This is a genomic window from Lysinibacillus sp. FSL M8-0355, assembly GCF_038008985.1.
In the GTDB taxonomy this organism is placed as follows: domain Bacteria; phylum Bacillota; class Bacilli; order Bacillales_A; family Planococcaceae; genus Lysinibacillus; species Lysinibacillus fusiformis_D.
Genome location: NZ_JBBPAI010000001.1, coordinates 379,386 through 395,465, shown reverse-complemented (window position 1 = coordinate 395,465; position 16,080 = coordinate 379,386). Strand labels below are relative to the sequence as shown.

General features: G+C 37.4%; 14 protein-coding genes and 1 riboswitch. Of the genes, 8 read left to right on the top strand and 6 right to left on the bottom strand.

All coding sequences use genetic code 11. The annotated features are described in order from the left end of the window. Nucleotides 1-336: 336 nt before the first annotated feature. Nucleotides 337-1,638, bottom strand: a complete 1,302-nt coding sequence (locus MKY46_RS01960; protein ID WP_340810241.1) for an O-acetylhomoserine aminocarboxypropyltransferase/cysteine synthase family protein — start codon at nt 1,636-1,638, stop codon at nt 337-339. Nucleotides 1,639-1,749: 111 nt separating this feature from the next. Next, a riboswitch (SAM riboswitch) is annotated at nt 1,750-1,863 on the bottom strand. 155 nt (nt 1,864-2,018) lie between these two features. On the opposite strand from MKY46_RS01960, the gene MKY46_RS01955 reads away from it, so the two are divergent. Both MKY46_RS01955 and MKY46_RS01950 read left to right on the top strand, forming a co-directional pair. Next, on the top strand, nt 2,019-2,651 hold the full coding sequence (locus MKY46_RS01955; RefSeq protein WP_036117761.1) for a glycerol-3-phosphate acyltransferase: 633 nt from the start codon (nt 2,019-2,021) through the stop codon (nt 2,649-2,651). Between the two features lie 196 nt (nt 2,652-2,847). After that, a complete protein-coding gene (locus MKY46_RS01950) occupies nt 2,848-4,329 on the top strand; it encodes a DASS family sodium-coupled anion symporter (protein WP_058844783.1) in 1,482 nt (493 codons plus the stop codon). A 68-nt stretch (nt 4,330-4,397) separates the two neighbouring features. Here MKY46_RS01950 and MKY46_RS01945 read toward each other — a convergent pair whose 3' ends face one another. Beyond that, nucleotides 4,398-5,921 carry a succinate CoA transferase gene (locus tag MKY46_RS01945; protein ID WP_058844784.1) on the bottom strand — a complete coding sequence of 508 codons (1,524 nt, stop codon included), beginning with the start codon at nt 5,919-5,921 and terminating at the stop codon, nt 4,398-4,400. A gap of 359 nt (nt 5,922-6,280) precedes the next feature. Here MKY46_RS01945 and chrR point away from each other — a divergent pair, with 359 nt between their 5' ends. Next, entirely contained in the window at nt 6,281-7,012 is a 732-nt protein-coding gene (gene chrR, locus MKY46_RS01940; protein ID WP_058844785.1) for a class II chromate reductase ChrR, read from the top strand. Nucleotides 7,013-7,217: 205 nt separating this feature from the next. Then, the gene (locus MKY46_RS01935) at nt 7,218-7,646 is read left to right on the top strand and encodes a hypothetical protein (RefSeq protein WP_058844786.1); all 429 of its coding nucleotides are present in this window, start codon (nt 7,218-7,220) and stop codon (nt 7,644-7,646) included. A gap of 42 nt (nt 7,647-7,688) precedes the next feature. Here MKY46_RS01935 and MKY46_RS01930 read toward each other — a convergent pair whose 3' ends face one another. Then, nucleotides 7,689-9,368, bottom strand: coding sequence for a hypothetical protein (locus MKY46_RS01930; protein WP_036117776.1), 1,680 nt, complete (start codon nt 9,366-9,368; stop codon nt 7,689-7,691). 131 nt (nt 9,369-9,499) lie between these two features. Here MKY46_RS01930 and MKY46_RS01925 point away from each other — a divergent pair, with 131 nt between their 5' ends. The 3 genes from MKY46_RS01925 (at nt 9,500) to MKY46_RS01915 (ending at nt 12,612) form a co-directional block, all read left to right on the top strand. Then, nucleotides 9,500-10,150 (top strand): lysoplasmalogenase, encoded by a 651-nt coding sequence (locus MKY46_RS01925; RefSeq protein WP_036117779.1) that lies wholly within the window; start codon nt 9,500-9,502, stop codon nt 10,148-10,150. Nucleotides 10,151-10,239: 89 nt separating this feature from the next. Then, a complete protein-coding gene (gene pepT / locus MKY46_RS01920) occupies nt 10,240-11,469 on the top strand; it encodes a peptidase T (RefSeq protein WP_089933096.1) in 1,230 nt (409 codons plus the stop codon). A 180-nt stretch (nt 11,470-11,649) separates the two neighbouring features. Beyond that, complete coding sequence (locus tag MKY46_RS01915; RefSeq protein ID WP_036117785.1) at nt 11,650-12,612, top strand: DMT family transporter; 963 nt, start codon at nt 11,650-11,652, stop codon at nt 12,610-12,612. Between the two features lie 281 nt (nt 12,613-12,893). On the opposite strand, the gene MKY46_RS01910 is transcribed toward MKY46_RS01915, so the two are convergent. Then, the gene (locus tag MKY46_RS01910) at nt 12,894-13,325 is read right to left on the bottom strand and encodes a DUF4395 domain-containing protein (RefSeq protein ID WP_058844788.1); all 432 of its coding nucleotides are present in this window, start codon (nt 13,323-13,325) and stop codon (nt 12,894-12,896) included. Between the two features lie 118 nt (nt 13,326-13,443). On the opposite strand from MKY46_RS01910, the gene MKY46_RS01905 reads away from it, so the two are divergent. Then, nucleotides 13,444-14,154 (top strand): Fe-S oxidoreductase, encoded by a 711-nt coding sequence (locus MKY46_RS01905; protein ID WP_036117844.1) that lies wholly within the window; start codon nt 13,444-13,446, stop codon nt 14,152-14,154. Between the two features lie 59 nt (nt 14,155-14,213). On the opposite strand, the gene MKY46_RS01900 is transcribed toward MKY46_RS01905, so the two are convergent. Then, the gene (locus MKY46_RS01900) at nt 14,214-14,897 is read right to left on the bottom strand and encodes a hypothetical protein (RefSeq protein WP_036117848.1); all 684 of its coding nucleotides are present in this window, start codon (nt 14,895-14,897) and stop codon (nt 14,214-14,216) included. 11 nt (nt 14,898-14,908) lie between these two features. Then, entirely contained in the window at nt 14,909-16,021 is a 1,113-nt protein-coding gene (locus MKY46_RS01895; protein WP_340835618.1) for a mandelate racemase/muconate lactonizing enzyme family protein, read from the bottom strand. Nucleotides 16,022-16,080 lie beyond the last annotated feature (59 nt).

Genomic DNA, 16,080 nt, shown 5'->3' with positions numbered 1-16,080 from the left:
TTTAAACACTCCTTTATCATCAGTTTTTTTGGAAGAGCAGTCACTGGCTATGCGACCACTCTTCTTCTATATATTCAAAAGTGGGGGGAGCACTTATGAAAACATTTACCTTATAACAAGAATTTTCGTATTCTTAACTTATTCCCTAGTATATAACACGGAATTAACTAAGTCAATAATACACATAAAAATACTTGGTTTTATTTTTAAAAAAGTTCTGATAATTGATGGATTTTATACTTGGTTGATGTAGCAACGTTTGACGCAATGCCAAATGAGGCAATTCGAATGAGAAAATACGTAAACTCTACAACATCTTCCCTTGCGTTCTAAAACTTAAGCTTCTACAGTTTGTTCAGTTGTTGTGGCAAGCGTAATGGCTTGTTCTAAATCAGCAATAATATCCTCTACTGCCTCTAAACCGATGGATAAGCGAATGAGCGACTCGGTTACGCCAGCTTGAATTAATTCATCTGTTGATAATTGCTGATGTGTAGTAGATGCTGGGTGAATAATGAGCGATTTGGCATCCCCTACATTTGCTACATGTGAAAACAGCTTCACGCTATCAATTAGCTTTCGACCAGCCTCACGTCCACCTTTAATGCCAAATGTAAGCACAGAACCGAAGCCATTTTTCAAGTATTTTTTCGCCAAATCATGTGTCGCAAAATCTTCTAGGCCATTATAGTTTACATACTCCACAGATGGGTGGTTTCGTAAATATTCAGCAACTGCCAACGCATTTTCATTGTGTTTAGGGATACGCAAATGAAGCGTTTCTAAACCTTGTAGTAAATTAAACGCTGCGTCAGCACTTAATGTTGGACCGAAGTCACGTAACAACTGTACGCGTAGCTTCGTAGCAAAAGCAGCAGAAGCTGTATCAATTCCGTAACGTAATCCATGGTAAGAAGCATCTGGTTCCGTAAATCCAGGGAATCGTCCACTAGTCCAATCAAACTTACCAGCGTCTACAACAACCCCACCTAAAGTTGTACCATGACCACCTATCCATTTAGTTGCGGAGTGAACAACAATATCTGCACCGTATTCAATTGGTGTGGAACCATAAGGAGAAGCAAATGTACTATCGATAATTAATGGTAAACTGTTAGCATGTGCAATCTTAGCTACTGCTTCAATATCTAAAACTTTTAAACTTGGATTACCATAAATTTCAGCGAAGACAGCTTTCGTTTTATCGGTAATCGCAGCCTTAAAATTCTCTGGGTTTGTTTCATCTACAAAAATTGTTTTAATGCCATACTTCGGTAATGTGTTAGCAAATAAATTATACGTACCACCATATAAAGAACTACCTGCTACTATTTCATCGCCTGCTCCAGCTAGATTTAAAATGGAAAATGCGATAGCTGCTGCACCAGATGAAAGTGCTACTGCTGCTGTTCCACCTTCCAATAAGGCCACACGCTTTTCAAAAACATCCACTGTCGGATTTGTAATCCGTGTGTAAATGTTCCCCGCTTCCTCTAAGGCAAAAAGACGTTGCGCATGAGCAGTGTCCTTAAATACGAAAGCAGTTGAGCGATAGACAGGAACTGTTCTAGAGCCCGTCACTGGGTCTGGCTCTTGACCACCATGTAACAGCAATGTTTCTGGTTTAAAATTTGTCATTGTGTACCTCCAATTATTTTTTTACGATGGTACCGGAGATGAGGAGGATTTATGTGTAGAAAACAAAACCCTCTCCTGTTAAGAAGAGGGTTGCGGTTGCAAGTTTTCCTCCCCTTATCTGCCAGATCCAAGTAAGAATCTGTAGGAATTAGCACCTTAGTAAGTTCATCACTTACTGGTTGCTGGGCATCATAGGGCCTATCCCTCCGCCGCTCTTGATAAGAGTATGAGATTCAATTTCCATCGTTGTAACACAGTATAAACATAGAGTTTTTTTCTGTCAATATGTAAATTTTATTTTTTCCGAAACTTCTGTCAGCTCTTATACGTAATATGAACGCATACACTAATTTAGAAAAAAATTTGAAAGGAGTATTTTTATGGTAAAAGCCGTGATCATTTTTCTCTTAGTTGGATATTTAATTGGCTGTATTCACGGCTCTAAAGTGGCACAATTTTTATCGGGGGTTGATTTAAAAAAAGCTGGCCATGGCAATGCAGGTGCCTCTAATGCTACACTTTCCCTCGGCTGGAAATATGGCGTTTTAGTAGCCCTAATCGATATTGGCAAAGGCGTTGTAGCTATTATCGGTGCACACTTTTATTTAGCAGATGCTCCGCATTTAACCGAAGGAGAAATATGGCTCCTGACCTACATTATTGCTGCAGGGGTTATTTTGGGTCATAATTTCCCATTTTATATGGGCTTCAATGGTGGGAAAGGAACTGCCTCTATTATTGGAATTCTACTTGCTGTAGATTGGAAGATTGGTTTATTTGCACTTATTTTATTTGTCATTTTATCCTTTGCAACTAACTATTTAATTGTCGGTGTTCTAGAGTTTTATCTCGTTTTTTGTACGGCAACATATTTATGGATTCCTGGAATTGGCCCAACTATAATTGCTGTCCTTCTTTTTGGCATAGCTATTATCCTGCACATCGAAAATATCCAACGATTAGTGAAGGGTACAGAGCCTAAAGTAACGTCTGCATTTAAGAAAAAGAAATAATATTACAATGGATATTTTTGTATTTTTTATGACCGTATATTTTCTCTTTATCTACTTATATCGCTGTAAAAAGCAGCTATTCTGCATACTTATTTTTTTACAATAAAATAGACAAGTTCTTATCTTAATAAAACATTTTACTAACCGATGTTATGGATAATAATCGTCATATTTATCGTAGAAAGGATGAGAAAATATGTCTTCACCCAATCAAACAGCTACGAAACGGAATTTAAAGCCACTATGGATTGGCTTGGCCTTTGCTTTACTAATCATCATTACTTTTTTACCTAATAACGGTGACTTACCGATTGCTGGACAACGAGCTTTAGCCATCTTAGCATTCGCAGTCATCCTATGGGTAACAGAGGCCGTGTCCTATCCCGTTAGCTCAGCCATGATCATTGCACTTGTAACTGTTCTACTAGGGCTCGCTCCATCAATGGACGATCCTGCTACAGAATTAGGAACTGCTGGCGCTTTAAAATTATCCTTAAGTGGATTTAGTAATTCCGCTGTCGCATTAGTAGCAGCAGCTCTTTTTTTAGCAGCAGCCATGCAAATTACCAACTTACATAAACGGCTTGCTCTCTGGATCCTTTCACTTGTAGGAACAAAAACAAAAGCTATCGTATTCGGCGCCATTTTAGTTTCTATAGCCCTCGCTTTTTTTGTTCCTTCTGCCACAGCACGTGCAGGCGCAGTCGTACCAATATTGCTAGGGATGGTCGCAGCATTTGGTTTACCACGCGATAGTCGACTCGCCGCTTTACTTGTTATTACTTCGGTACAAGCCGTTTCCATTTGGAATATCGGTATCAAGACAGCAGCAGCTCAAAATATGGTCGCTTTAAACTTTATTCAGGAACAATTTAATGTGGATATCTCCTGGGGTGCTTGGTTGCTCTATGCTGCCCCCTTCTCAATCATTATGTCTGTAGCTCTATTTTTCATTATGATCGCTTTAATTAAGCCTGAGACTAGCAATATCGAAGGTGGTAAAGAGGTCATCAAAAAACAGCTTTCAGAGCTTGGCCCATTGAAGGCTCCTGAAATTCGCTTAATCATAACATCAATCGTTTTGCTATTTTTCTGGGCAACTGAAGGGAAATTGCATCCCTTTGACACAACTACAGTCACAATTATTGCCATCGCTATTTTATTAATGCCTAAAATCGGTGTTTATTCATGGAAGGAAGTTGAACCTCATATCCCGTGGGGGACAATTATCGTCTTTGCCGTAGGTATTATGCTAGGAACCATTTTACTTAAGACGGAAGGTGCATCATGGTTATCCGATAAAGTATTTGGTTCACTTGGGCTAGATACGATGCCAATACTAGCAACCATCGCACTCGTAACATTATTTAATATTTTAATTCATTTAGGCTTTGCAAGTGCAACAAGCTTAGCCTCTGCACTGATACCTGTATTCATCGTACTAGCCTCTACATTAACAACGAATGTTGATCAGGTTGGCTTTGTCATCGTGCAACAATTCGTCATAAGTTTTGGCTTCCTATTACCAATTAGCGCACCACAAAATATGCTTGCCTATGGGACAGGAGCATTTACAACAAAGGATTTCTTGAAATCTGGTATTCCATTAACGATTATCGGCTTCCTTCTAATTCTTCTGTTCTCAGCTACTTATTGGAAATGGATTGGATTATTATAAAACTCTAATATGCTCACAACAAAAAGCCTTGAAGCACAATTGTCCTTCAAGGCTTTAATGATGGTATTTTATTGTTTCGTAAACGCAGGGTCCTTCATTGTCCCACTTTTTGCATAATGAACATGCCATGACAGTGCTTTTTCTAGATCGTGTGGCGTATGATGTCCACCAGTCGCCTCATTGGCATCATTATAATACTGCCATAGTTGCTCACGATAATCGGGGTGTGCACAATTATCAATGATAAGCGCCGCTCGCTCTTTCGGGGCAAGCCCACGTAAATCAGCTACACCCTGCTCAGTTACGATGACATCCACATCATGCTCAGTATGGTCCACATGTGAAACCATAGGGACAATACTTGAAATGTTGCCACCTTTAGCATACGATTTCGTCACAAAAATCCCTAGACGTGCATTACGTGCAAAGTCACCAGACCCTCCAATGCCATTCATCATCTTTGTACCAGAAACATGTGTTGAATTAACATTGCCGTATATATCAACTTCCAATGCTGTATTCACTGAAATAAGTCCGAGTCGACGAATAATTTCTGGTTGATTGGAAATTTCTTGTGGACGTAATACTAATTTATCAGCATACTTTTCAAAGTTCCCATAAACACGGTTTCCTACTTGCTCTGAAAGGGTAATAGAAGTAGCGGAAGCGAAATTTACTTTCCCTGCATCGATTAATTCAAATACTGCATCCTGTAGAACTTCTGAATAAACTTCTAAGTTCTCGAACTCAGAATCTTTAAAGCCTAACAATACGGCGTTTGCTACTGAGCCTACTCCTGATTGAATTGGTCGCAAGCTCGTTGTTAAGCGACCTACATTAATCTCTTCACGTAGGAAATTTAATAAATGATTCGCCATTACATCTGTCTCCTCATCAGCAGGAACAATTGTTGATGGCGCATCTAATATATCTGAAATAACGATGCCCTTTACTTTATCTAAATCTAGCGGAATCCCAATTATACCAAGACGATCAGACACATTTTGCAAAGGAATTGGATCACGCTTACCTTGTGGCGCAGGTACGAAAATATCATGCACTCCCTCTAATGCATCAAGCTGTGCTACATTTAATTCAATGATGATTTGGTCTGCTTCTTGTACAAAAATCGGAGAGTTACCAACTGAAGTTGTAGGAATTAATAAGCCGTCTTCTGTAATGGCAGCAGCTTCAATAATCGCAAAATCAATAGGACCTATAATACCTTGGCGAACAAGTTCAGCATTATGAGAAAGATGGGCATCTACAAATGTGATATCACCGCTATTGATTTTATTACGAATACCAGCATCTGCTTGGAAAGGGCCTCGTTTACGAATGACACCTGCTTCTGCTAAATATTGGTCTACTTCAGGACCAAGTGATGCACCTGTAAAGACATCTACTTGAAATTTCTCTTTTTTAGCTTTCTCTACAAGTGCAAGAGGTACGACTTTTACATCGCCAGCACGTGTGAATCCACTCATCCCTAATACCATACCATCTTTAATCCAAGATGCTGCTTCTTCTGCTGTTACAATCTTGCTCCGCAATTGTTCATGGCGAAGCTTTTTCGCTAACTTTTCTTCCATTCCTTATTCCCCCATCCCACTATATTTTTGTTCAACTTGCATATTTGGTTCCATTAAATGTGTGACATTCGTCAGAAGCTATATCTTTATCCAAATAATGTTGCATCAGATAAACACTCACATTCGTTGAATAAAGAAATTGTATTTTTTGGTAGCACAACCAAATAAACAGTCGCTTCAATAATTTTAAACTATTTAGAATATTTAATCTATATTAAATGAAATATTTTACTTTACGAGATAATTTCTACATTTGTAAACTATTTAAATATAACTATCTATCTTTTTTTCATTCGATTTTGGCGACAAAGCGTGCTATGCTCTTGATATAAAGCACGCATAAAGGAGAGAGTTTTTAAATGGTTAAAGAATTATTACGCAATCATTCATCGGTACGTATTTATGATGGACAACCAATTTCAAAGGAAATCATCGAAGATTTGATCGCAACAGCACAAATGGCTGCAACATCCCATTTTGTGCAGGCCTATAGTGTTATATGGGTAACAGATGCAGATAAAAAAGAAAAATTAGGTTTACTCTCTGGTAACCCACGTCAATATGAAACTTCAGGTGGTGCATTTGTCTTCTGCGTCGATTTCAAGCGTCTTCAAATGGCAGGAAAATTAGAGGGAGTAGACATTGTGGCTGATTCAGCTGAAAATGTCCTTGTTGGTGTCGCAGATGTTTCATTATTTGCACAGAATTTTGTTATTGCAGCAGAGTCAATGGGGTATGGAATTTGCTATATTGGAGGAGTACGAAATAAACCTTCTGAAATAAGTGAATTATTTAATTTACCTGATCACATTTTCCCATTATTCGGTCTGACAATCGGTGTCCCAGCTCGTCGCAATGAAGTAAAACCACGTTTACCTGTATCTGCCATACTACATGAAAATGAATACAATGTTGAAAAGTATGAAGAGCTTTTACCAGCTTATAATGAGACAATGGAAATGTATTACAATAATCGTTCATCAAACAGAAAAATTGATAATTGGACTAAACAAATGGCTGATTTTTTAGTCGAACAACGACGTCCTCATATTAAAGAGTTTTTAGCTACAAAAGGATTTAACTGGAAATAACCAAATATAAATGGGGTTACTATCGTATGATTAGAACCCCATTTTTTTCATAATTTTATTACTCATCGATATTAAGGCTAGTGATTTTGTCTCGATATAGATAGTAAGTTCACCAATAAATTAAACGAAAAGCCTCTTCCCTTTTCCAGCTATTCCATTCATATTAATAAATGATCCCTAATGGATGAAAGGAGTTAAATGAATAATGTCCAATATCAATAAACATCTTGCTCGTACTTTAGAACAACAACATAAAAGAAGTGTAAGAGGTTTATTTTTAAAAATAGAGGAATTAAATAATGCATGTACACAGCTAAGAAAACGATTAGAGCCGAATGTTGATTTGACACTGTATAAACAGGCTATTGATTATGTTAATCAGTTCGTTTCCCATACCTCTATTCTCAACTTAAAATTTATTACCAATACACAAAATTTAGAAGTAGCTGTTTTACATACTCTTTTTTTATCCTATATTTTAGAACGCGAATCCACGCATTCTTTTGCGTACGAAAATAGATTACTACAAGGCTATTTACATGAAATCTTTACATTAAATGACCACGCAAAAACACTCTTTATGAACCATAAAAAAAAAATGCTAACCTTTATTCAAGAGGACAAATCCACATAATAAAAGACGATCTTGATATATCGAAGATCGTCTTTTGTTCTTTTATTGTAATCCCTTAATCATGAGGGATCGAACTGGCAAGAATTGTTCACCTGTATCGCCATATGTGAGAATGACCTCATCACCTTCTTGTAAATATATTGCTAAAGGCTCTGTTTCGGCACTAATTAAATAATTTTCACCATTATTTAATAAGAAAGATACCATTGTAAAATCACCTAGACGTTCTTTGTAAACACGCATTACCTTCCCGCTCACTTGTTTCTCTTCCGCATTTGAGCTACCATCTACTGTATTTCCTCCACGACTTAAGGCCGTTTTATATAGCTTTAGTGCCTCTTTAGGAGTAGTAGCATAAACAGATATTTCAGGATTGGCAGCAGACACGATGAAGTAGTTTTGTAAAAAGCCGTTGGAATCTAGCACCGCAGTCAGCCAGCTTGCTTCACCATAAAAATTATATAACACTGGCATTTCACCAGTCCATTTTTTCTCAATAAATTTCTTCTCGATAATTTGTAAATTACCCTGTGAATCCATATAACTTGAATCTAAATTTCCTGTATAGTATGTGGCATCCCCTGTACGAGCATTCGTTAAGGAATAGCCTAACATTGAATCTACGCCTTCTTTAGGGCTTGTAAAATCAGTAAAGTAATACATATCACCCTTCTCATCGAAAATTGGACTTACATTCGATTCTGTTCCTTCATCGGAAGGGATCTTTACATCCTTTTTACCAAACATACTGTTCCAAAAACCGTGAACATAATTACCAAAATAACTGTTTTGTAAACTTACTGTCTCTGGTGAAACTGCACCATCAATAAATTCAGGTATTTTGTCCAGTTCAACCGTTTCCGATTTCCCTGTTAGTGCATCAACTAAAACAATCCCTTTCACATCAAAGCCATTACGCGCAGTAATAAATTCACCATATGAACGAATGTAATAAGGCTTACCTTCATCATCTACTTCAAGCTGAACGTCTCCATAAAAAATAAGGAATGGATGTTGTAAACGCATATGACGTTCTAAATTAGCATTTAAATATGCAGAAGGAACATATTTCATTTCCTCTTTAACGAATTTAGGATTATCTGCAGAATCTGTGGCACTCATAATAAAGTAACCAGGTGTTGTATCCCCATTCATCCATTTAAAGAATCCTGAAAATTCAACAGGTGCGATATAAACATAATCACCCTTCACTTTTTGGATTTGTAAGCGTCCTAACTCATAGTAACTAGTGTTTGGCACTTGCCCGAAAGCTTTTTTCATTTTATTGCGAGCAAATTTCGGTGGTACACTTGCAGGTGTTTGTGTCTCATCGAATGGTTTTATTTCAACTTCTTCCTTCATTTCTGAGGATTCAAATTTTTCATTAGCATTCCATAGAGGAGCCGATAATACATACACAGCTACGCCTAAACTTGCTAAAAATAAAATACCTTTTATTTTCCGTTCAATACCACTTGCAAGCAGGGCGCCAGCTAACGTTAATAAAATAATAGCAGGCCAAAAAACAAGCCAGTTTACATCAATTTTTGTTACATATAGAGTGATTGCAGTAGCTAAAAATCCTAGTACAAAGACACCAATAAAAAAGTATCCAATCACCTTTCTTGATTTACCATCTTCTCGCTTCTTTGTAATAAGCGGTGTCACTAACACACTCGCGATCAATGCAATGACTGCAGAAGCTATCAGTAGCTTAGTCATTTGGTTCATCCTCTCTTCAGCTTTCTGTCTACTTATTTACGGTTACATACTAAAAAAGTTTCATACATACGTTGTACAGAAAGGAATTCTACCATAAATATTGAATTTCAAAAGGAAAGGAGCTGAAAAATTTGTTAAAAAAATTTCTAATAGGTTTCATTATTTTATTTGGTCTTTATTATATATTTCTCTTTTCCCATATTGCCGAAAGTTTAAAACTCATTTTTAAAGTGATTCCCATGTTGCTCATCATTATTTTAGCTGCGATTCAGAAGCCATTACATATTAAAAAATACCAACTTTTAATTATTGCTGGGCTTATATTTTGTATGATTGGGGACTATACATTGCAGTGGTTTTTAATTGGTCTGACTAGCTTTCTTATAGGTCATGTCTTTTATATTTTTGCTTTCTCTACCGCAAACGAGCGGCAAGTACCCACGTGGGCAAAAATACTCTTACTGCTTTACGGAGCGAGCATGGCCATCTGGATTGCAGGGTCTGTCTTTAAAACAGGTGAAACGATACTTGGTATCGCAGTGATTGCCTATATTTCAGTGATTCTCACTATGGGATGGACGGCCATAAAAACCGATTCTACATTGGCGACAATTGGTGCTCTGTTATTTATTGCTTCTGATTCTTATTTAGCTATTAATAAATTTGTCACGCCACTAGCTTTTTCACACGAAGTAATCATGCTAACTTATTATAGCGCTCAATTACTTATTGCATTAAGTATCCTTCAATATTCCGAAATCCGAAGTAAAGTGTTACAATAATATCAATTATGCCTTGGCATAATGCGCCCAGAATCAACTTTGTGAATGCACAAAGAATTTTAACATATACACATTAGGAGGCCATACTTATGAAAGAACAAGTAATCGAGCGATTAATACGCTATGCAAAAATTGATACACAATCAGACTTCACAAGCGAAACAACTCCTTCTACCCAAAAACAATTTGACCTGTTACATGTCCTGAAAGACGAACTTGCTGAAATTGGCTTAACAGAAATTACATTAGATGAAAATGGCTATTTATTTGCTTCATTAGAGGCTAATACAGATAAAGAAGTACCAACTATCGGCTTTTTAGCCCATGTTGATACAGCTACCGACTACACGGGCACAAATGTGAATCCACAGCGCATAGATAATTATGATGGTGGAGATATTCAGTTAAATGAACATTTAGTGATGTCCCCAACTGACTTCCCTGAGCTTAAAAATTACGTGGGTCAGACACTTATTACAACAGATGGCACTACGTTATTAGGGGCTGATGATAAGGCTGGTATTGCTGAAATTATAACAGCGATGGAATACCTCATTAAAAACCCTACTATTAAACATGGAAAAATTCGTGTAGCCTTTACACCAGATGAGGAAATTGGACGTGGCCCACATAAATTTGATATTGCCGCGTTTGGAGCAGACTATGCCTATACAATGGATGGCGGACCACTTGGTGAGCTACAATACGAAAGCTTCAATGCCGCTGGCGTAAAGGTTGTTACAAATGGAACAAGTGTACACCCTGGTTCTGCGAAAAATAAAATGGTGAATGCTATCACAATGGCCATTGCCTTCCAAAATGAAATGCCTGCTGACGCAGTTCCTGAAAAGACAGAAGGTTATGAAGGTTTCATTCATTTAATGGGCTTTAAAGGGGCTCTTGAGCATACTGAGCTATCTTATATCGTGCGTGACCATGATCGTCAAAAATTCGAAGAGAAAAAACAATTAATGCTCGATACGGCTGCAAAAATTCAAGCACAATATGGCGAACATGCCCTAAGTATTACTATTGAAGATCAATACTACAATATGGGCGAAAAAATTGAGCCTGTAAAAGAAATTGTTGATATCGCACGTGCCGCAATGGAAAAATTAGATATTACACCAAATACCTTACCAATTCGTGGTGGTACAGATGGTTCACAATTATCCTATATGGGCTTACCAACACCTAATATTTTCGCTGGTGGCGAAAACATGCATGGTAAATTTGAATATGTATCTGCTGAAACAATGGAAAAGGCAACACAAGTTATTATTGAAATCGTTCAGCTCTTTGAACAACAAGCTAATTAGTCTATCTTATTTCTGATGAATTTTCGAGTAAGTTCAATGATTCTAGACTCACGCTAAAGAACAATACTCATCGTTACGAAGAAAGGCTTTTCCTTTCTTCGTCATTTTTTTAGCAATAATTACTGAATTTTCAATTTACATAAAGGGTTTAAGCTCTAAACTCAAATTGAGGTGAACGATATGAAAGAAATTGCCTTAGGCATTTTAGCTTCTCTTTTCTTTGCCGTGACTTTTATTTTAAATCACGCAATGGAAATGCAAGGTGGCAGTTGGCTATGGAGTGCATCACTAAGATTCTTTTTCATGCTACCCTTTTTACTTATCATTGTCTTTTATCGCAAAGGCTTTTCACAGCTTTCAGGTGAAATGAAAGCACAGCCTATAGCTTGGTTACTTTGGAGCTTTGTTGGATTTGTTTTATTCTATGCACCATTAACCTTTGCCGCAGCGTTTGGTCCAGGTTGGTTGGTTTCTGGCACATGGCAATTTACAATTGTTGCTGGTGTATTATTAGCTCCCCTCTTTGTTTCAGTTATTGCGGGTAAAACAATACGTCAAAAAATACCTTTCATATCTCTTCTAATTTCATGTGTCATCTTAGTAGGTATTCTACTTATACAAATACCTCATGCCCAATCGGTTTCGTTTAGAAGTTTAATGCTCGGTATTTTACCTGTCATCGTCGCAGCATTTGCCTATCCTCTTGGTAATCGCAAGATGATGGAGATTTGCGGGGGACGGATCGATACTTTTCAACGAGTACTTGGTATGACCATTGCTTCAATGCCAGCATGGATCATCATAGCTATTTATGCCAGTCTTACAGTTGGACTGCCCTCAGCAAGTCAGATGTTCCAATCATTACTCGTAGGAATTAGTTCAGGTGTCATTGCAACAGTATTGTTTTTCATAGCAACCGATCGTGTAAGAGACCATCAAGGGAAACTAGCCGCTGTGGAAGCAACCCAATCAACAGAAATTTTATTTGTTATTATCGGTGAGGTTTTATTATTAGGTATAGCCTTCCCTAGCCCTATTGCACTTGCAGGTCTGGGCGTCATCATCGTAGGTATGCTATTACATAGTTACTATACTATGATCATTGGGAAAAAAAATGCTGTTCAACAGAATATATCTTCCTAACAGTCCTTTTATGGGCTGTTTTTTTAGTAGGCGTAATAAATTTACCAACAAAAAAGACGACTCCATCCTATTAAATAGAATGAGTCGTCTGAGATTTTCACGTTCCCAAAAAATGAGGGGGGTTTTAGGAGCGTAATCATGAACTAGCAAACTTCTGGAGAAAAGTAGCTAAAGTTCATCCTCTCTACACTGTATTGTAGCGGAGGAATAATCTTTATACGATAATGATAATCATTATCAATTAAATTGTCAACAATAATCTAATAAAATTTTTCCCTTTTTTAAAAAGATTTTTTTAATGAACGACGGTACTGCCATTGCTTCAATTGAAAATGTAGAAAACAACCAATACAAAAACCTGCGATTGCGATAGATGATGCGATTGCCACCATGCTAGTAAAGATATAACCGACAACAGCCCAATTCAACATATAACCTAACAAGCCTACCCCTAAACAAAAGCTAGCAATGCTGGAATTAAATTTTTGCTGTTGTGCATCCTCTGGTATATAAGCAGATGGGGCCTTTTTTAGAAATAGCTTACCGACACGAATAATAGGGTTATAATGGCATATAATACCCAATAAATTTGCAGTCAGTGGAATGACTAGAAGCCATGTAACCCCTGTTAGCCATGTAAAGATAACACTTAAAAGAATGATCCATTGATTCAGTCGAACGAGTGGTCTTGGAATTGCATGAGGCACTGACATTCTAAAACCCACCTTTCAGATATGTTTAATTTATTTTACTGCATGACATTCCATTTGTGAAGCAAAATTGATTACTTTATAATGAAATTAACAGAGTTCAAAGGAAAAGAGGATTACCATGCCAGCTTTAACGATGGATCAAGTTCAACAATTAAATTCCTATAGCATCTACACAGCTGAACCTAAGCGGACTTTATTTACATTAGCTGATATACATAAAGATTTTTACCATCCTGATTTTTTGAACCTCATGATGGGTATAACAGATGCCGCAACAGAAACGGCCGCTATTTCTCATTTTGCTCGCCGCTATGGTATGTTCTTTGCTATGCAATTTTATATGCTTGCCGCTTATGATGAGGTATGGGATGGCAAGCCACTCGAATTACGTTTCGATGCTGCAAAGGAATTCAATAGCTTTACCGTTGCCATGTTCGCCAATCCAAATGATTGGCGTTATGTTGAGGAAGATGAACGTCAAGCGGTCATTGAGAAAATCCTTTATGATGGCCATGTGATTGTTCAACAGCTTCGTAAAGTAACATCGATTTCCCCTCTTACCATTTGGGAAAACTTCTTTGGTTATTTGCTATGGCACTATCATGTTTTGTTATCTAATCCAGGCTTGGCCGATCAAGCCATGGACGATATTGAAGCTTTAGAAAATCCAGAAACATGGGCACGCTTCTCAAATAAATCTTGGTGGGCGCAATATACAGGCTGTCAGAGCCCTACGAATTTAATCAATATTCCTGTTAGAAAATCTTGTTGTTTTTCTAAAGATATCCCTGGTTTAATGGCCTGTGGCTTTTGTCCAATGAAGAAATAATAGACTCTCGTAAAAAAGCCTTACCCTCCACCAATTTATGCGAAGGGTAAGGCTTTACTTTATTTTTCGTATACAACAAACCAATCATTGTTTTCTTCAAACATCCTCGTACCAAGAAAGCCTTGTTTTAGCAGTTGCTGTTGTGCGGCTGTATCCCCCATTGATATTATTTGTTTGTCAGTAAATACTGGGGACAATTCCTGTTGTAAGTCTTTATAGAAAATATAACGGAGCTTATCAACATATTTAATTTTCAAGCCTTTAATAACGAGATCTTGCGAAAATTTATCTTTTAAACTTGGTATATTATATGGCTTTACAGTGGAGCAAACATAATCATATTTTTCTAAATCAATCGCATTCATTACGACTGTAGCCAATGTTTTTTGTAAGCCATAACCTCGATATTTCGGTGAAACATTCGATATTTCTTGATATAAAACACGCTGAAATTCATTTTCCGTAATTCCACAATCATAGCCTAGATGTTCCTCATCAATAGGCGGATTTAACAGTGCTCGAAAGGCAATTAATTCGTCCTCTACATAAGCACCAATCATCATACCGTTGCCATTTAGAATATATTCAAATTCCTCTGTACTTAAAGGCTGCAAGATACTTTGATCTGCTAATGCTTCATAAACTTCAACCTGTAACTCCTCAATTTGTTGTAAATGCTGAGGCGTTAATTTTATGACAAAAAACGGCGTCTTATCAAGCATACCTTCATAAATCTTTTCCATATTACGCCTCCTTAGGCTGTTACAACAGTTGAGAACTTACATAGTTCCTGGATTACATCCTCATCCACTTCTACACCTAGCCCAGCCTGTTCATTTAAGCAAATAAATGGAACATCATAATGTAGATTCCCTACATCTTTAGAGAATTTTAGCGGGCCTGTTAACTCTACACTTGTCATAATTTTCTTAGAGAATGCTACATGAAAACCTGCAGCAGAGCCAACAGATGATTCTACCATGGAGCCAATTTGACATTCAATTCCCGCCATCTCTGCCATGACAGCTAGCTTCATCGCAGGGTAGATGCCACCACACTTCATTAACTTAATATTTACTTTATCAGCGGCACGCTTGGCAATAATTTCACGCATTTCACGTACACCACGAAGTCCTTCATCAATCATTAATGACACATCGGATTTTGATTTAATCTCAACCATTCCATCAATATCTTCACTATCTACCGGTTGCTCTAACCAATCAATGTTTAAATCCTTCATAGCACGTAAACCCTGTAAGGTAGTAGACGCATTGCCCCACCCTTGATTTACATCCACTCGGATAGCAATATCTTCACCTACACGTTCACGTACTGCTTTAATGCGTGCAACATCACGAGTTACCTCTGTGCCTACTTTCATTTTAAAAGAACGATAGCCCATTTCTACTCGATTAGCAGCCTCTTCTGCCATCTCTTCAGGCGTCCCAATACTTAATACATGGGTAATTGGGAATTTGTCATGATAACGTCCACCTAAAAGTTGGTATACAGGGACTCCTAATGCTTTCCCAGTGATATCAAAGCAAGCAATATCAAGTGCTGCTTTTGCAGCTGGTACGTCTTTTACAATTTTATTCATTTTTTCGTGCAGCTTTTCAAAAGCCATTGGATTTTCTCCAATAACCGCAGGAGCAAGTTGATGTTTTAGCACAGCATATGTGCTTTCCCATGATTCCCCTGTTACATGCTCATCAGGAACTGCTTCCCCGTACCCCACAATATCTGTATCGGTAGTCACTTTCAAAATAATAGAAGGCATTGTATCATATGTAGCATAACTAATGATAAATGGATCAATTAGAGGTAAATGTATTGCAAAGATTTCTACTTGTTGGATTTTCATCATAATCAATCTCCCTTGTTGTTATATATGTCGTTAATACGTCGTTAAATATTTAAAAA

Bases quoted from the DNA above. Each gene is read 5' to 3' on its own strand.
- MKY46_RS01945 (WP_058844784.1), bottom strand. From the start codon at position 5,921: ATGGAAGAAAAGTTAGCGAAAAAGCTTCGCCATGAACAATTGCGGAGC.
- chrR (WP_058844785.1), top strand. From the start codon at position 6,281: ATGGTTAAAGAATTATTACGCAATCATTCATCGGTACGTATTTATGAT.
- MKY46_RS01950 (WP_058844783.1), top strand. From the start codon at position 2,848: ATGTCTTCACCCAATCAAACAGCTACGAAACGGAATTTAAAGCCACTA.
- MKY46_RS01930 (WP_036117776.1), bottom strand. From the start codon at position 9,368: ATGACTAAGCTACTGATAGCTTCTGCAGTCATTGCATTGATCGCGAGT.
- MKY46_RS01900 (WP_036117848.1), bottom strand. From the start codon at position 14,897: ATGGAAAAGATTTATGAAGGTATGCTTGATAAGACGCCGTTTTTTGTC.
- MKY46_RS01915 (WP_036117785.1), top strand. From the start codon at position 11,650: ATGAAAGAAATTGCCTTAGGCATTTTAGCTTCTCTTTTCTTTGCCGTG.
- MKY46_RS01935 (WP_058844786.1), top strand. From the start codon at position 7,218: ATGTCCAATATCAATAAACATCTTGCTCGTACTTTAGAACAACAACAT.
- pepT (WP_089933096.1), top strand. From the start codon at position 10,240: ATGAAAGAACAAGTAATCGAGCGATTAATACGCTATGCAAAAATTGAT.
- MKY46_RS01955 (WP_036117761.1), top strand. From the start codon at position 2,019: ATGGTAAAAGCCGTGATCATTTTTCTCTTAGTTGGATATTTAATTGGC.
- MKY46_RS01895 (WP_340835618.1), bottom strand. From the start codon at position 16,021: ATGAAAATCCAACAAGTAGAAATCTTTGCAATACATTTACCTCTAATT.
- MKY46_RS01910 (WP_058844788.1), bottom strand. From the start codon at position 13,325: ATGTCAGTGCCTCATGCAATTCCAAGACCACTCGTTCGACTGAATCAA.
- MKY46_RS01905 (WP_036117844.1), top strand. From the start codon at position 13,444: ATGCCAGCTTTAACGATGGATCAAGTTCAACAATTAAATTCCTATAGC.
- MKY46_RS01960 (WP_340810241.1), bottom strand. From the start codon at position 1,638: ATGACAAATTTTAAACCAGAAACATTGCTGTTACATGGTGGTCAAGAG.